The organism is Thalassospira sp. UBA848, from assembly GCF_002295455.1.
Lineage (GTDB): Bacteria > Pseudomonadota > Alphaproteobacteria > Rhodospirillales > Thalassospiraceae > Thalassospira.
In genome coordinates, this window is the sequence record NZ_DBGS01000144.1 from 11,972 (window position 1) to 25,288 (window position 13,317).

The following is a 13,317-nucleotide window of genomic DNA, read 5'->3' on the forward strand; positions in this document are numbered from 1 at the left end:
ATCTCATCGAAAGAGGCCCCCGCATGTCGTTCAAAGGCTTTTTCACCACCAGCTTGTCCGAAGCTGATCCGGCACTGTTCAAATCTGTTACCGACGAACTTGATCGTCAGCAGAACCAGATCGAAATGATTGCCTCGGAAAACATCGTTTCCAAAGCAGTTATCGACGCACAGGGCACTGTCCTGACCAACAAATACGCCGAAGGGTATCCTTCGCGCCGTTATTACGGTGGTTGCGAGTATGTTGACGTTGCTGAACAGCTGGCAATTGACCGCGCCAAGGAAATCTTCGGCTGCGAATTTGTCAACGTTCAGCCTCATTCCGGCGCCCAGGCAAACGGTGCGGTAATGCTGGCCCTTTGCAAGCCGGGCGATACCATTCTGGGTATGTCGCTTGATGCTGGTGGTCATCTGACGCACGGTGCGCGTCCGGCCCTGTCGGGCAAGTGGTTCAACGCGGTTCAGTATGGCGTTCGTGAAGATGACCTGACCCTTGATTACGATCAGGTCGAAGCCCTTGCTGTTGAACACAAGCCGGCGCTTATCATTGCCGGTGGTTCGGCCATTCCGCGTCAGATCGATTTCAAGCGTTTCCGTGAAATCGCTGATAAGGTGGGCGCGCTGTTGATGGTTGATATGGCGCACTTCGCTGGCCTGGTTGCCGGTGGCGTTCATCCGAGCCCGCTTCCTTATGCCGATGTTGTTACCACCACCACGCATAAAACCCTTCGCGGTCCGCGCGGCGGCATGATCCTGTCGAACAACCTTGATATCGGCAAGAAGATCAATTCCGCCGTGTTCCCGGGTTTGCAGGGTGGTCCGCTGATGCATGTGATTGCAGCAAAGGCAGTTGCCTTTGGTGAAGCACTGCGTCCGGAATTCAAGGAATACGCACAGCAGGTCGTTGATAACGCCAAGGCGCTGGCCGAAGTCCTCGTCAAACGCGGCTTTGATATCGTGACCGGCGGTACCGATACGCACCTTATGCTGGTTGACCTGCGTCCGAAGGGCCTTAAAGGCAACACGGCAGAAGTCGCACTGGAACGCGCAGGCATCACGTGTAACAAAAACGGTATTCCGTTTGACACCGAAAAGCCGACCATTACGTCTGGTGTGCGTCTTGGTACGCCGGCTGGTACCACGCGTGGTTTCGGTGTTGCCGAATTCCAGCAGATTGGTGAACTGATCGGTGACGTTCTGGATGCCATGGTCGATAGCCCGGAAGGCAATGCCGAAGTCGAAGCCGCCGTCCGTGCGAAGGTTGAAGACCTCTGCAAGCGTTTCCCGATCTATTCCTGATCGATTTGAGGCTTAGATAAAAATATGCGTTGCCCGTTTTGCGGACATACCGATACCCAGGTTAAGGACTCCCGTCCGACCGAAGAGCATCATGCCATTCGCCGTCGCCGGTTCTGTCCTGCCTGTGGTTCACGCTTCACGACATTCGAACGTGTCCAGCTGCGTGAGTTGATGGTTGTGAAAACAGACGGGCAACGCGAATTGTTCGACCGCGACAAGCTGGCGCGGTCAATCTTCCTTGCCTGTCGCAAGCGCCCGATCGAAGACGAACGTGTTGAAAAGGCCCTGAACGGTATTCAACGCCGTCTTGAAAGCAGTGGCGAAAGCGACATTTCCACCGATACCATTGGCGAAATGGTGATGGAGGCGCTTAACGCCCTCGATCAGGTGGCGTATGTACGTTACGCTTCGGTGTACAAGAATTTCCGTGAAGCACGCGATTTTGAACAATTCGTCGAAAAAATGCATGATGGGGAAGAAGAGGCGGACGCAGAGTAATGACAGCCCCCGCGTTTAGCGAAGACGACCGGCATTTCATGCGGGTCGCATTGAGCCTGTCAAAACGCGGTTTGGGAAATGTCTGGCCGAACCCGTCGGTTGGCTGTGTCCTTGTTTCTTCCGATGGGATCATCGTCGGGCGCGGTCACACGCAACCTGGCGGTCGCCCGCATGCCGAACGCGTTGCCCTTGATATCGCCGGTGATCGGGCCCGTGGGGCCACCGCCTATGTCACCCTTGAACCCTGCAGCCATGTTGGCAAAACGCCGCCCTGTGCAACCGGTCTTATTGAAGCCGGGGTGTCGCGCGTTGTCAGCGCACTGACTGACCCTGATCCGCGTGTATCGGGCAGAGGGCACAAAATGCTGCGTGATGCGGGTATTCAGGTTGATGTCGGGCTTTATACCGACGAGGCCCGGCGTGTGAATGAAGGTTTTCTGTCGAAGGCTGAGCGTTCCCGTCCGTTTGTCACCCTTAAACTGGCATCAACCCTTGATGCGCGGTCCGCTACCGTGAATGGTGAAAGCCAGTGGATTACCGGCCCGGCGGCACGCGAAGCTGGCCATGTTCTGCGTGCCAACCATGATGCCATTCTGGTTGGGGCCAAAACCGTTATTGCTGATGATCCGAGTTTGACCTGTCGCCTTGCCGGGCGGGAGTATCATTCCCCGGTGCGTGTCATTCTGGACCGGACAGGCGACGTGCCGGTTGCAGCAAATCTTGTTCAGACCGCAATTGATGTGCCGACATGGTTGGTAACGACAGAGCGGAATTTCGCCGAACTATCGGAAAAATTTGCAAAAACTTCGCTAAAAGTGATTGCTGCGGGGTGCGCAGACGATCATCTGGACCTACATGACGTCATGCGCAAGTTGGCAGACAAAGGTCTGACACGTGTCCTTGTTGAAAGCGGCGGCAACCTTGCTGCTGGTTTGATCAAGGCCGGTCTTGTTGACCGCATTATTCATTTCGTCGCGCCATCTTTGATCGGTGGCGATGGCAAGGCAGTGATAGCAGAACTTGGCCTGAACAAGCTTGCTGAGGCACCGCATTTCGAACGCACTTCGACTCAGAAGCTGGGTCAGGATATTGCGGTAACTTACGAAAAAATAACGGAATAAATGAATGTTTACTGGCATCATCACCGACATTGCAACGGTTCGTGCAATTAAGAAGACAGGCGACACCCGGTTCGAGTTCACGACATCCTTTGATACGTCGAAGATTGTTCTGGGGGCGTCAATCGCATGCAACGGTGCCTGCATGACCGTGGTTGAAACAGGCGATGACTGGTTTGCGATCGAAGCGTCGGCAGAAAGCCTGTCACGCACGACGCTTGGTGATCTTTCTGTCGGGTCCAAGGCCAATCTTGAGCAAGCAACCCGCGTGGGTGATGAGCTGGGTGGGCATATCGTTTCGGGACATGTCGATGGTGTCGCTATCCTGACCAAGCGTGTGCCCGAGGGGGACTCTTTGCGCCTGACATTCGAAGTGCCGGATGAATTCGCGAAATATATCGCATCCAAAGGATCGGTCACGCTTGAAGGTGTCTCATTGACCGTCAATGAGGTTGACGGGAACACGTTTGGTATCAATCTGATACCTCATACCCAAACCGAAACCACATTGGGTTCGAAACAGCCGGGCGACCGGATCAACTTCGAAATCGACATGCTGGCACGCTATGTCGCGCGTATGCTGGGCAAGGATTGATAAATAATGCCGCACAATTACCTTTCGCCAATCGAAGATGTCATTGAAGAAGCCCGCAATGGCCGGATGTTTATTCTGGTTGATGACGAGGACCGCGAAAACGAGGGCGATCTGGTCATTCCGGGCCAGATGGCAACCCCGGATGCGATCAATTTCATGGCGACCCATGGCCGCGGCCTGATTTGCCTGACGCTTGAGTCTGCGCGCTGCGACGAACTTGGCCTGACAATGATGAGCGCCCATAACGGCACCCGCCATGAAACGGCCTTTACCGTCTCGATCGAAGCCAAGACCGGCGTTACCACCGGGATTTCGGCGCCGGATCGTGCGCGCACGGTGGCGGTTGCGATTGATCCCAATGCCGGACGCCACGACATCGTAACACCGGGTCATGTCTTTCCGCTGCGTGCCCGTCCGGGCGGGGTGCTTGTCCGTGCCGGCCATACTGAAGCGTCGGTGGATATCGCACGTCTTGCCGGGTTGAACCCGTCTGGCGTTATTTGCGAGATCATGAGTGATTCGGGTGAAATGGCGCGCCTGCCGGAGCTCGTTGAATTTGCCAAGAAGCATGATCTTAAAATCGCGCAGATTGCCGATTTGATCCGCTATCGTCGCAAGCATGAAAAGGTCGTTCAGCGTAAAGCGACAACCAAGATCAAAAGTGTGAATGGTGGCGAGTTTGACATGCATCTTTATGTCAATAACGTCACGTATGCAGAACACATCGCGCTGGTCAAAGGTGACATTTCCGATGACGCACCTGTGCTGACGCGGGTGCATGCGCTGAATGTCATCGAAGATGTTCTGGGTGATACTCAAACCGAACATCAGGGGCAGCTTGCGGCTGCCATGCGTCAGATTGGCGAGGAGGGCCGTGGCGTCGTCGTTCTTATTCGCGAACCCCGTCCCAATACCCTGTCATCGTCAATTGCCAAACTGATTGAACTGAATGGCGGCGATGGCGATGCCCTGCGTCAGGAACTGGCAGACGAGAACGGCGATGGCGATTTGCGTGATTACGGCGTCGGTGCGCAAATCTTGCACGATCTTGGCATTCGCGACATGATTCTGCTTTCAAATACCAAACGCCACATTGTAGGACTTGACGGCTTCGGTCTAAATCTGGTTGATCAGCGTCCGCTTGTCGTCTCGGAGGAATAAAATCATGAGCAACGCCCCCCACATTCTGATTGTGGATGCGCCTTATTACACACATATCGTCGAAGACCTTGTTAAAGGGGCCGCATCGACGCTTGAAGCTGGTGGCGCAACGTGGGACCGTATTTCGGTTTCGGGTGCGTTTGAGGTGCCAATCACCATCCGGTATGCTGTACAGTCGATGGAAGAGCTGGCAACCGGTCCGCGCTATGATGGTTATCTTGCGTTGGGCTGCGTAATTCGCGGCGAAACCACGCACTATGATCACATTTGCGAAGAAGCCAATCGGGCACTGATGCAGCTTTGCCTTGAATATAAATTGGCGATCGGCAATGGCATCCTGACCGTCGAGAATGAAGCACAGGCACTTGCACGCGCCAAAGCTGACGAAAAGAACAAGGGTGGCGAGGCTGCCAAGGCTGTTCTGCGTCAGATTGAAGTTCAAAACCATTTTGGAATACATCACAAGTAATGACCGATAAACCAAAGGCATCAGCCGCACAGCGGCGCAGCGCGGCGCGTTTTGCCGCTATTCAGGCGCTTTATCAGGCAGAGCTGTCGCAACTGTCGGCTGCTGATATTGTGCGCGAATATTCCGATTTCCGCCTTGATGGGACGGGTGGTCGCGATATCGAAGTCCCCAACGAAGACCTGATTGATCCGGATCGCGGTTTCTTTGCCGATCTGGTGCAAGGTGTTGCCGCGCGGATGGTTGATATTGACGCGATGATTAATGGTGCCCTTGAAAAAGGCTGGACCACGCAGCGTCTTGAAACGGTTCTGCGCAGCATTTTGCGTGCGGGCACTTATGAGCTGATCGCGCGCGAAGACGTGCCGATGCGGGTCGTGATTACGGAATATGTCGATGCGGCACATTCGTTCTTTGATGAGAACGAGCCAAAGTTGGTCAATGCCGTACTTGACCGGATCGGGAAGACCCTGCGTCCCGGTGAAGCCGGACAACATTGATATGGCAGCGCGATCCGGCGAATTTGAACTGATCGCGCGCCATTTTGCGCCCATCGCGCAAAGTGATCCAGCCGCATTGTCCTTGAAGGATGATGCGGCTGTGTTTTCTCCGCCTGCCGGGCATGAGGTTGTTGTGACAACTGATGCGCTGGTGGCGGACGTCCATTTCCGAAGCATTGATGATCCCGATCTGATCGCAAAAAAGGTTCTGCGCGTGAACCTGTCTGATTTGGCCGCAATGGGCGCCAAACCGGGCGGCGTGGTTCTGAGTGCGGGCTACAATCGTGATCTGTCCGATGAATGGGTCGAACAGTTTGCCAAGGGCTTTGGCCAAGATTGCAAATCGTTTGGCGTATCGCTTTGGGGTGGCGATACCGTTGTGACCCCGGGTCCGACATTTTTCAGCCTGACCGCGTTTGGCTATGTCCCGGCGGGACGTGCGCTGAGACGTGATATGGCAAAGCCGGGGGATGTTCTGGCTGTGACCGGCACCCTGGGGGACGCGGCCCTGGGGCTGGCGGTTTTGAATGATGAATTCCCTGAGCTGGACAAGGACTTGGCAGCGTATCTGCAAGACCGATACTTGTTGCCAAAGCCGCGTCTTGATGAAAGTGCGGTTTGTTCTGCGGCAAATATCCGCTTGGCAGCAATGGATGTCTCTGATGGATTGGCGGGTGATTGCCGCAAAATCTGTGCTGCGTCAAATGTCGGGCTTGTCATCAATCGCGATGCAATCCCGCTTTCTGATGCAGCAAAGAGCATCGTGGATGTTGATGAAAGTCAGTGGGAGCGCGTTCTTGCTGGTGGTGACGATTATGAGCTGCTGATTGCCGGATCGCCGGACGATATTGCCGCACTTGGCGATATGGTAACCGTCATCGGTGGCGTGACCGACGAGGTCGGCACTGTGTCACTGGTCGGGGTAGATGGCAAAATGGCCGAACTCGCAGATAGCGGGTTCGACCATTTTAAATAACGGCAAGGATGTTCGCGGGTTCAACGGGCTTATTGCCCTTCGCTGAACCGGCCCAGGTTGCCAAACAGCTGTTGCAGAATCGTGATTTCACGACCGGCGGTCGGCGTCACACGGTCTGTCGGGATGACCGGTTTGCCGTCCTCAAGGTCATATTCGCTGAGGATTTCGACGCGGTTGGCCGCATCAAAACTGATCAGGATAACCTTTTGTTCGACTGTTTCAGGTTCGAAAAAGGCGACGGTTTCGGTCACGCTTGAGATGTAAAGCCAGACATTTTCGTCAAAGGCCGCAACCGAGGACGGCGAACCCAGAATGTTGGTGACATCACCCTTGGTCGATTCTCCGACAGAGATCTGTTCAAGCTGTTCTGGTTCCGGCGCGTTACCGCGGGTCGCAATTCTGGGGCTGCAGGCAGCGACAAAGGCAATGGCCAGTCCTGCCAGCATGATCAGGGGAATGCGGGTAGTTTTGTTATGCATGAAGCTCACCTGAGCGACCCTCTTGTTGAAGCCAAACCGGAATTGCCTTGAGTTTCTGCGCGAGGCGCATGATATTGCCGGGCAATGAATGGGGCAGACATGCCCCAATGAGATTTACGGCATTCTGCGTGCCATGACAGGAATGTCAACGAAGGAGTGTTACTGTTGTTTGGATGGCTAAAGAAAAAGGACCGCAAGCAAACTGCTGCGTTCGAACTTTACACGGCAATGGTAACCCAAGCGCGTCAGCCAGACTTTTATGCAAAGCTGGGTGTGCCCGACACGTTGGAAGGTCGTTTTGACCTTATCCTTGTTCATGCCTTCATTCTGTTTCGCCGTCTTAAGGCCGACGATGGCGACCGTGATCTTGCCCAGCACATCTTTGATGTGATGTTTGCCGACCTTGACCAGAATATGCGCGAAATGGGGGTTGGAGATGTCGGCATCCTTAAACGGATCCGAAAAATGTCTGAATCCTATCATGGTCGCATTGTTGCCTATGAAGAGGGTGTTCAGTCGGGCGCAGCCGAGCTTGCCGCCGCTCTGAACCGCAACCTTTATGCTGATTGTGATGCCAGTGACGCACAACTGATGGCGATGGTTGGTTATGTGCATGACGCACTGGCCAAGCTTGAAAATCAAACCATTTTGCAAATGCAGAACGGCGCGGTGCATTTCCCCGAAGTGCCCGATGTCGCCGTGTCTGAACCGCAATAGAAAGAAAGACCTGATGTCTGATAAATTTACTCCCGAGTTTTCCCGAATTGTCAAAACCGAAGAGATGGTCAGTGGCAAAGAGAAACTTGTCGTTGAAGCCAATGAAAAAGAGCGCGCCGCCCTTGCTGAACGGTTCGAGCTGGTGTCCATCAATAGCCTTCGGGCCGAACTTGAAGTCAAGACAGCGTCAAATGGCGAAGTCACAGTACGTGGCCCGATGAGTGCCGAAATCGTCCAAAACTGTGTCGCGACCCTCGAGCCAGTGCCGGAAACGGTCGAGGATACGGTGGAAGTCCTGTTTTCCCCGCATGTGTCCGAAGATGACATGCCGTCAAACCCGGATGATCTTGAAAACCTGTCCGAAGAAGAACTGATGGCGTTGCTCGAACAGCCAGAGCCGCTGGTAGATGGCAAGATTGATCTTGGTGAAGTGGTCGCACAGTTTCTGGCCGTTGCGATGGACCCGTATCCGCGCAAGGACGATGCCGAGTTGCCGGAATCGATCCAGTCCGAAGAAGAGGCTGACGCCGACAAACCTAATCCGTTTGCCCAGCTGGCAGGTCTTAAAGAGCAGCTTGAAAAGAAAAAATAGTGGTCATTGGGACCGGAACGTCTGATGATTAGGCGTGATGAATATGCCGGTATTTACCGGCATTTCACTTTTGAACGGCATTATGACTGTGTTTCAGCTGTTGTACTGTTGGTCGCCTGACTCGGCTTTACCTTGTATCTGGTGGAGAATTCCGGTAATTACGGGCGTTCCGGCCTATGGATGACGGGCTTGTCCCAATTGGCTTGTCTGCCGGGTATCCGGTTCAGAGATTTTAGAACAACCATAAGAGAATACGTTGCCTGAACAGGTTTGCATATCACTTGACGCGATGGGAGGAGACCACGCGCCTGAGATGGTTTTGGCTGGTGCCGAAATTGCGCTCAAGCGGCTGCCCCATCTCAAGTTTCTGATGTTTGGTGATGAAGCGCGGCTCAAACCGCTGCTGGCCAAGTATCCAACGCTGGAGGCTGTCAGCGAAATCCGCCATGCGTCCCAGGAAGTCTCGATGGAAGACAAACCTTCCGTCGCGCTACGCCAGCGCCGGGATTCCAGCATGCGTCTTGCCATCAATGCTGTGAAAGAGGGAGACGCACAAGGTGTGATCTCTGCCGGGAATACCGGTGCATTGATGGCCATGGCCAAGTTTGTCCTTAAGACCGTTCGCGGGATCGACCGCCCGGCAATTGCGACTTATATGCCAACGCAGCGTGGCGAAACAGTCATGCTTGATCTTGGCGCGAATATCGAATGCGACGAGCACAACCTTGTGCAGTTTGCCCTGATGGGCGAGGTATTTACCCGCATTCTGTTCGGTCTTGAAAAACCGTCTGTCGGGTTGCTCAATGTTGGTATCGAAGAGCTCAAGGGCAATGAATCGGTCAAGAAAGCCGCAGCAATCCTGCGCGAAATTGATTTGCCGATCCGATTTGAGGGGTTTGTCGAGGGGGATGACCTTGCCAAGGGGACCGTTGATGTCATTGTGACCGACGGTTTTACCGGCAACGTCGCACTGAAAACCGCGGAAGGCACTGCGCGCCTGCTGGTGCATTTCCTGCGTGAAACCTTCAAAAGTTCTTTCTTTGCCAAGATCGGTTATCTTCTTGCCCGTCGCTCGTTGCAGCGTTTCCGTGACCGGATGGATCCGCGCCGTTACAACGGCGCGATGTTGCTTGGGCTGAACGGTATTGCGGTCAAAAGCCATGGGGGCACCGACGCACTCGGGTTCTCCAATGCCATCGGGGTTTGTCACGACCTGATCGTCAATAACCTCAATGACAGCATCAAGCATGAACTTTCCGTATTTGAAGAGGCCATGAGCGGCCTTGAAGATGCGGAGCAAGAAGATGTTGCCGTTCCTGTTGGTCAAACCAACTGATTAACCCACCAGAAAACAGAAAGCCGGCGGTTCCCATATCATGACAATTCGTTCTCGCATTATTGGTTGCGGTTCATATCTACCTGCAAACGTTGTAACCAATGATGATCTGGCCAAGCGCGTCGACACGTCAGATGAATGGATCGTTGCGCGGACCGGTATCCGTCAGCGCCATATTGCTGCCGAGGGGGAAACTACCAGCGATCTGGCCTTTGCCGCAGCGAACAAGGCGATGGAGCATGCCGGTGTCACGTCAGAAGACATCGACCTGATCATCGTGGCAACCGCAACGCCCGACAATACGTTTCCCGCAACCGCTACCAAGGTGCAAAACCGCCTTGGGGTCAAAGGTTTTGCCTTTGATGTACAGGCCGTATGTTCCGGTTTTATTTACGCGCTGACGACCGCGGATATGTATATCCGCAACGGTCAGGCCAAAACTGCCCTTGTCATCGGTGCAGAGACCTTTTCGCGTATTCTTGACTGGGAAGACCGCCGGACTTGTGTGCTGTTTGGTGACGGTGCCGGTGCGGTTGTTGTTCAGGGCGTTGAAGGCAAAGGCACGATGGAAGATGTCGGCATTCTTGCCAATCGCCTGCATTCCGATGGCAGCAAATACGAACTTCTGTATGTCGATGGTGGGCCGTCTGCCACGCAAACGGTAGGTCATCTTCGCATGGAAGGTCAGGAAGTCTTCCGCCATGCTGTGACCAACCTCGCCAGTGTGATCCGCGAGGTTCTGGCCGACACGGGGCTTGAGCCAAATGACATTGATTGGCTTGTGCCGCATCAGGCCAACCAGCGTATCCTTGACAGCACCGCGCGCAAGTTTGGTATTTCCAAAGACAAGGTGGTCGTGACGGTCGATCGTCATGCCAATACGTCTGCGGCATCAATTCCGTTGGCACTGGCTGAAGCGGTTCATGACGGACGCGTTAAGCGCGGTGATATCGTCGTGCTTGAAGCCATGGGCGGCGGGTTCACATGGGGTGCATCGCTGGTGCGCTGGTAAGCACGCACGTACTTGCGCGGAATGGCTCAAAAACACGTGAAATTCTTAATTTTCACAACATTCCGTCAAAAAGCAGTGTATCCTGTTGATATTGACTGATTTCGCTACCAGATATAGCCTTGTAAATTAAGTCCCGTAATTAGGAGGCGGCCTGTCATGTCGGAAACAACGATTACCCGTGCGGATCTCGCTGAAGCCGTTTACCAAGAAGTAGGTCTGTCGCGGAACGAGTCCGCCCAGCTGCTGGAAACTGTTCTTGATGAAATTTCGTCTGCCTTGATCAAGGATGAAGTCGTGAAAATTTCCTCGTTCGGAAGTTTCTCGGTTCGTCAGAAAGGACAACGCATCGGTCGGAACCCGAAAACGGGTGAGGAAGTGCCGATCCTTCCGCGTAAGGTGCTTGTCTTCCGACCGTCACAGGTCCTGAAAGCCCGCATTAACGCTTAAGAAAAAGACTCATGAAAACGAACTTGGGGGCTGCGGCGGGGAATTCCCGCCGGACAGCAAAGTCCGACTCTGCTTTTCGTACAATTAGCGAGGCTGCAAAGGAGCTTGGTCTTCAGCAGCACGTTTTGCGGTTCTGGGAATCCAAATTCCCGCAGATCCAGCCGATGAAGCGAGCAGGGGGGCGACGTTACTATCGGCCCGAAGATATTGATTTCCTTGCTCATATTCGAACCCTTCTGCACGATCAGGGTTTCACGATCAAAGGCGTTCAAAAGCTTCTGGATCAGAATAAGGGCAAGTTGCCTTCCGAGATCGCTGTTGCGGGACAAGAGGCTGACACGCGTCCTTCGGACGGGGTGCTAAGTGATGTCGCACCAATGAAGACGGGTGTTTCAGCTTCAGATAAAGCCGCACTGAAAGCTGTTTTGGGCGAACTTGAAGAACTTCAGGTGATCTTGCGGACAGGCCTGCAGGACACCAAAAAAAATCCTTAAAAACCATTTGCGTCTTTGGCGTGGCGCCGCTATTTATCGAGCCGCGCCAAACGGCGCATCTTTACGGTCGGAGCGTGGCGCAGCCTGGTAGCGCACCTGCATGGGGTGCAGGGGGTCGGAGGTTCGAATCCTCTCGCTCCGACCAATTATCTCTCTTCCATGATTAGTTGATTGTTCGCTTCCTGCGGTGCTAGGGCATCAACCGGGCGAGAACTTCTATGTCTGCGGTTTCGTCAGCCAATCGAATCAGAATAATTTCGCCCGATCGCGGAAAAATTCCAGTCAGCGCCGTAATATTGACCTGATGGGTGACCAGTAATCGTTTTTCGCCGTCGGCCAGACCGGCCAGTAGCTGTTTGATTTTACGGGTTTGCGTCGGTTCGGTGCTTCGGTCCCGGAAGAACGAATTAAGTGCGGGTTCTTCGGCGACCGGTCCAACATCAAGTAATCTTGCTGTATCAACACAGCGGCACCACTGGCTGGTCATTACAGAGCTGATTAGAATCCCTTTACTGCGTATGACATTTCCAGTGTTGCGGGCCTGTTCCCGGCCGGTTTCATTAAGGTTGCGTTGGGTTGAGCAATCACCAAGCGTAAAATTCGCCGGATCGCCAGTCCCGGGCGCGATGGCATGACGCATCAGGGCATGTACGCCGTCAGACTTCCATATTTGCCATGCGTCTTCCGCAGCAGAAACAGGGAGGGTGGAAAGGATCAATAAAGCCAGAAAGCTGGCGATCCGAAGTATGTTTGGAAGCAAAATCGACATAATCCTTACCCATCTCGCGTACGAAGGAAGATGAGTCTGATACCTGAAATCAGGGGTTTCGGATCAAAAAGGGGCGGATTTTGATCCCAATGTGTGCGAAAAGCAGGAGTTCATGGCGGTATTAGGCGCCCGCGCTGGCGACACGACGCCCTTCATCTGTCAATTTGCAGATCAGCCAGTCCGGCTTGACCGGATTGTCAAACCAGGGTGCTGCCCAACCATGATCAATGCAGCTTCGAACTGTTTTCTCGCTGATCTGTTTGCCGTTGCCATCGAACAACGGCAATTTGCCGCCGGGCTGGCTTAGCCCGCGACGTAGCCATTCAAGTTGCACGTCTGTCGGTTTCGAATGTTTTTTCCCCGCCATCGGTACTCCCCGCACCGTTATGATATGATTGGTGATACAAACATTAGATGTTGGTCAGTGTGACGGATAATCAACCATGGAGCAATCGCAATGACGCCAGAAGAGTTCCAACCAAGCGAGATGTCATTTCTGTATATCACGGTGCCTGACATGGAGATCGCGCGGGTGATTGCAGGTGGGGCGATCCGCGAGAAGCTGGCGGCCTGTGCGAATGTATTGCCGCAAATGACAGCGATCTATGAGTGGGATGGCGATGTCGAGGAAGAAAGCGAAGTCGTCGTCATTCTGAAAACATCAAAAACGACGGCCTTTGAACTGGCACAATGGGTCGAGGATCATCATCCCTATGAAGTTCCCTGCATCCTGGAGCTGCCTTTGGGAAGGGGGAATCATGACTATGTTTCGTGGTTGCAAACCCAGCTGGGATCAAGATCACGGCTGATGTGATTGCATCTGGAAGACATGGCGCCTAGGATGGCGCAAATTTAGTCC

The 13,317-nt window shown here is 53.9% G+C and carries 18 protein-coding genes and 1 tRNA gene; 16 read left to right on the top strand and 3 right to left on the bottom strand.

Annotation, left to right across the window (positions count from 1 at the left end; translation table 11 throughout):
- Nucleotides 1-23 precede the first annotated feature (23 nt).
- From glyA to thiL, 8 genes are read left to right on the top strand one after another with little or no spacing between them, the layout of a single operon-like run.
- On the top strand, nt 24-1,298 hold the full coding sequence (gene glyA, locus B2R48_RS19790; protein WP_062954835.1) for a serine hydroxymethyltransferase: 1,275 nt from the start codon (nt 24-26) through the stop codon (nt 1,296-1,298).
- A gap of 24 nt (nt 1,299-1,322) precedes the next feature.
- On the top strand, nt 1,323-1,796 hold the full coding sequence (gene nrdR / locus B2R48_RS19795; protein WP_008891109.1) for a transcriptional regulator NrdR: 474 nt from the start codon (nt 1,323-1,325) through the stop codon (nt 1,794-1,796).
- Complete coding sequence (ribD, locus tag B2R48_RS19800) at nt 1,796-2,917, top strand: bifunctional diaminohydroxyphosphoribosylaminopyrimidine deaminase/5-amino-6-(5-phosphoribosylamino)uracil reductase RibD (protein WP_297003709.1); 1,122 nt, start codon at nt 1,796-1,798, stop codon at nt 2,915-2,917. Before nrdR ends, ribD begins: the two co-directional genes overlap by 1 nt.
- A gap of 4 nt (nt 2,918-2,921) precedes the next feature.
- Nucleotides 2,922-3,509, top strand: a complete 588-nt coding sequence (locus B2R48_RS19805; protein WP_297003711.1) for a riboflavin synthase — start codon at nt 2,922-2,924, stop codon at nt 3,507-3,509.
- A 6-nt stretch (nt 3,510-3,515) separates the two neighbouring features.
- A complete protein-coding gene (gene ribB, locus B2R48_RS19810) occupies nt 3,516-4,670 on the top strand; it encodes a 3,4-dihydroxy-2-butanone-4-phosphate synthase (protein WP_297003712.1) in 1,155 nt (384 codons plus the stop codon).
- A gap of 4 nt (nt 4,671-4,674) precedes the next feature.
- The gene (gene ribH, locus B2R48_RS19815) at nt 4,675-5,139 is read left to right on the top strand and encodes a 6,7-dimethyl-8-ribityllumazine synthase (protein ID WP_062954839.1); all 465 of its coding nucleotides are present in this window, start codon (nt 4,675-4,677) and stop codon (nt 5,137-5,139) included.
- The gene (nusB, locus tag B2R48_RS19820) at nt 5,139-5,636 is read left to right on the top strand and encodes a transcription antitermination factor NusB (RefSeq protein ID WP_062954840.1); all 498 of its coding nucleotides are present in this window, start codon (nt 5,139-5,141) and stop codon (nt 5,634-5,636) included. The genes ribH and nusB overlap by 1 nt, the downstream gene beginning before the upstream one ends.
- Before the next feature lies 1 nt (nt 5,637).
- Complete coding sequence (gene thiL / locus B2R48_RS19825; protein WP_297003715.1) at nt 5,638-6,612, top strand: thiamine-phosphate kinase; 975 nt, start codon at nt 5,638-5,640, stop codon at nt 6,610-6,612.
- A 29-nt stretch (nt 6,613-6,641) separates the two neighbouring features.
- On the opposite strand, the gene B2R48_RS19830 is transcribed toward thiL, so the two are convergent.
- A complete protein-coding gene (locus B2R48_RS19830) occupies nt 6,642-7,091 on the bottom strand; it encodes an outer membrane protein assembly factor BamE (RefSeq protein WP_213473221.1) in 450 nt (149 codons plus the stop codon).
- A gap of 165 nt (nt 7,092-7,256) precedes the next feature.
- On the opposite strand from B2R48_RS19830, the gene B2R48_RS19835 reads away from it, so the two are divergent.
- The 7 genes from B2R48_RS19835 (at nt 7,257) to B2R48_RS19865 (ending at nt 11,834) form a co-directional block, all read left to right on the top strand.
- Complete coding sequence (locus tag B2R48_RS19835) at nt 7,257-7,808, top strand: ubiquinol-cytochrome C chaperone family protein (protein ID WP_062955252.1); 552 nt, start codon at nt 7,257-7,259, stop codon at nt 7,806-7,808.
- A 13-nt stretch (nt 7,809-7,821) separates the two neighbouring features.
- Entirely contained in the window at nt 7,822-8,400 is a 579-nt protein-coding gene (locus B2R48_RS19840) for a YceD family protein (protein ID WP_062955251.1), read from the top strand.
- 256 nt (nt 8,401-8,656) lie between these two features.
- On the top strand, nt 8,657-9,736 hold the full coding sequence (plsX, locus tag B2R48_RS19845) for a phosphate acyltransferase PlsX (protein ID WP_062954842.1): 1,080 nt from the start codon (nt 8,657-8,659) through the stop codon (nt 9,734-9,736).
- Nucleotides 9,737-9,776: 40 nt separating this feature from the next.
- Nucleotides 9,777-10,748, top strand: coding sequence for a beta-ketoacyl-ACP synthase III (locus B2R48_RS19850; RefSeq protein WP_062954843.1), 972 nt, complete (start codon nt 9,777-9,779; stop codon nt 10,746-10,748).
- A 156-nt stretch (nt 10,749-10,904) separates the two neighbouring features.
- Nucleotides 10,905-11,195, top strand: a complete 291-nt coding sequence (locus B2R48_RS19855) for an integration host factor subunit alpha (protein ID WP_008891097.1) — start codon at nt 10,905-10,907, stop codon at nt 11,193-11,195.
- 23 nt (nt 11,196-11,218) lie between these two features.
- Nucleotides 11,219-11,689: a MerR family transcriptional regulator gene (locus tag B2R48_RS19860; protein ID WP_414716205.1), complete on the top strand. Its 471-nt coding sequence runs from the start codon at nt 11,219-11,221 to the stop codon at nt 11,687-11,689.
- A 68-nt stretch (nt 11,690-11,757) separates the two neighbouring features.
- Nucleotides 11,758-11,834, top strand: a tRNA-Pro gene (locus B2R48_RS19865).
- A 45-nt stretch (nt 11,835-11,879) separates the two neighbouring features.
- Here the strand turns inward: B2R48_RS19865 and B2R48_RS19870 are convergent.
- On the bottom strand, nt 11,880-12,458 hold the full coding sequence (locus tag B2R48_RS19870) for a histidine phosphatase family protein (RefSeq protein WP_062954845.1): 579 nt from the start codon (nt 12,456-12,458) through the stop codon (nt 11,880-11,882).
- A 121-nt stretch (nt 12,459-12,579) separates the two neighbouring features.
- The gene (locus B2R48_RS19875) at nt 12,580-12,825 is read right to left on the bottom strand and encodes a hypothetical protein (protein ID WP_062954846.1); all 246 of its coding nucleotides are present in this window, start codon (nt 12,823-12,825) and stop codon (nt 12,580-12,582) included.
- A 90-nt stretch (nt 12,826-12,915) separates the two neighbouring features.
- Here B2R48_RS19875 and cutA point away from each other — a divergent pair, with 90 nt between their 5' ends.
- Nucleotides 12,916-13,272 (top strand): divalent-cation tolerance protein CutA, encoded by a 357-nt coding sequence (cutA, locus tag B2R48_RS19880; protein ID WP_062954847.1) that lies wholly within the window; start codon nt 12,916-12,918, stop codon nt 13,270-13,272.
- Nucleotides 13,273-13,317 lie beyond the last annotated feature (45 nt).